Here is a 1,856-nt window from a genome sequence, read left to right as displayed (position 1 = left end):
AGACCCCCGTAGCTGAAATCTGTACGGCTCGTTGGAGAGACACCCAAGTAGCACGGGGCCCGAGAAATCCCGTGTGAATCTGGCGGGACCACCCGCTAAGCCTAAATATTCCCTGGTGACCGATAGCGGATAGTACCGTGAGGGAATGGTGAAAAGTACCCCGGGAGGGGAGTGAAATAGTACCTGAAACCGTGTGCCTACAAGCCGTGGGAGCGTCGGATGGAAGCTTGCTTCCATCTCGTGACTGCGTGCCTTTTGAAGAATGAGCCTGCGAGTTTGCGGTGTGTTGCGAGGTTAACCCGGGTGGGGTAGCCGTAGCGAAAGCGAGTCCGAACAGGGCGGTGTAGTAGCGCGCTCAAGACCCGAAGCGGAGTGATCTAGCCATGGGCAGGTTGAAGCGGAGGTAAGACTTCGTGGAGGACCGAACCCACCAGGGTTGAAAACCTGGGGGATGACCTGTGGTTAGGGGTGAAAGGCCAATCAAACTCCGTGATAGCTGGTTCTCCCCGAAATGCATTTAGGTGCAGCGTCGTGTGTTTCTTGCCGGAGGTAGAGCACTGGATAGGCGATGGGCCCTACCGGGTTACTGACCTTAGCCAAACTCCGAATGCCGGTAAGTGAGAGCGCGGCAGTGAGACTGTGGGGGATAAGCTCCATGGTCGAGAGGGAAACAGCCCAGAGCATCGACTAAGGCCCCTAAGCGTACGCTAAGTGGGAAAGGATGTGGAGTCGCAGAGACAACCAGGAGGTTGGCTTAGAAGCAGCCACCCTTGAAAGAGTGCGTAATAGCTCACTGGTCTAGTGATTCCGCGCCGACAATGTAGCGGGGCTCAAGCGTACCGCCGAAGTCGTGTCATTCCAGTGTGAGGGCCAACGCCTGCTGGGATGGGTAGGGGAGCGTCGTCTGCCGGGTGAAGCAGCACCGGAAGGTAGTTGTGGACGGTTGACGAGTGAGAATGCAGGCATGAGTAGCGATACAAACGTGAGAAACGTTTGCGCCGATTGACCAAGGGTTCCTGGGTCAAGCTGATCTGCCCAGGGTAAGTCGGGACCTAAGGCGAGGCCGACAGGCGTAGTCGATGGATAACCGGTTGATATTCCGGTACCCGCTGTGAAGCGTCAAACATCGAGCATCGTGATGCTAAGGCCGTGAAGCCGCCCTGATCTCTTCGGAGTTGAGGGGAGTGGTGGAGCCGCCGGTCCAAGCGGTTAGTAGGTGAGTGATGGGGTGACGCAGGAAGGTAGTCCATCCCGGGCGGTGGTTGTCCCGGGGTAAGGGTGTAGGCCGTGCGATAGGTAAATCCGTCGTGCGTGTGGCTGAGACCTGATGCCGAGCCGATTGTGGTGAAGTGGATGATCCTATGCTGTCGAGAAAAGCCTCTAGCGAGTTTCATGGCGGCCCGTACCCTAAACCGACTCAGGTGGTCTGGTAGAGAATACCGAGGCGTTCGGGTGAACTATGGTTAAGGAACTCGGCAAAATGCCCCCGTAACTTCGGGAGAAGGGGGGCCACACCCGGTGATGGGTTTTACATCCTGAGCTGGGGGTGGCCGCAGAGACCAGCGAGAAGCGACTGTTTACTAAAAACACAGGTCCGTGCGAAGCCGTAAGGCGATGTATACGGACTGACGCCTGCCCGGTGCTGGAACGTTAAGGGGACCGGTTAGTCATTCTTCGGGGTGGCGAAGCTGAGAACTTAAGCGCCAGTAAACGGCGGTGGTAACTATAACCATCCTAAGGTAGCGAAATTCCTTGTCGGGTAAGTTCCGACCTGCACGAATGGCGTAACGACTTCTCGACTGTCTCAACCATAGGCCCGGTGAAATTGCACTACGAGTAAAGATGCTCGTTTCGCG

1 rRNA gene is annotated in these 1,856 nt (G+C 56.7%); it reads left to right on the top strand.

Features of this window, described 5'->3' with window-relative positions:
- A 23S ribosomal RNA gene (locus STRIP9103_RS14705) occupies positions 1-1,856 on the top strand; the annotation flags it as partial.

Source organism: Streptomyces ipomoeae 91-03 (genome assembly GCF_000317595.1).
Taxonomy (GTDB): domain Bacteria; phylum Actinomycetota; class Actinomycetes; order Streptomycetales; family Streptomycetaceae; genus Streptomyces; species Streptomyces ipomoeae.
The sequence above is the reverse complement of the archived record's forward strand: the minus strand, read 5'-3'. Positions and strand labels throughout refer to the sequence as shown.